Origin of the sequence: Neobacillus vireti (assembly GCF_036962465.1) — a bacterium.
In the GTDB taxonomy this organism is placed as follows: domain Bacteria; phylum Bacillota; class Bacilli; order Bacillales; family Cytobacillaceae; genus Neobacillus; species Neobacillus vireti_B.
Window position 1 is genome coordinate 26,117 of sequence record NZ_JBALNF010000059.1, and the last position, 216, is coordinate 26,332.

Annotated in this window: 1 protein-coding gene; it reads right to left on the bottom strand. The window is 48.1% G+C overall.

What is annotated here, in order from left to right:
• Positions 1-19: 19 nt before the first annotated feature.
• A partial coding sequence (locus tag V7077_RS21850; protein WP_335505843.1) for a hypothetical protein occupies positions 20-216 on the bottom strand: 197 nt, incomplete at its 5' end.

Genomic DNA, 216 nt, shown 5'->3' on the forward strand with positions numbered 1-216 from the left:
CGGACAGGACTGAAGAAATTTAGGCATCTCCTGTCTGAAGATACCTCGACTTCGGACAGGATTGAAGAATTTTAGCCATCTGTTGTCCGAAGATGGCTCGACTTCGGACAGGACTGAAGAAATATAGCCATGTGTTGTCCGAAGATGGCTCGACTTCGGACAGAGCTGAAGAAATATAGCCATTTGCTGTCCGAAGTTGCCTCGACTTCGGACAGG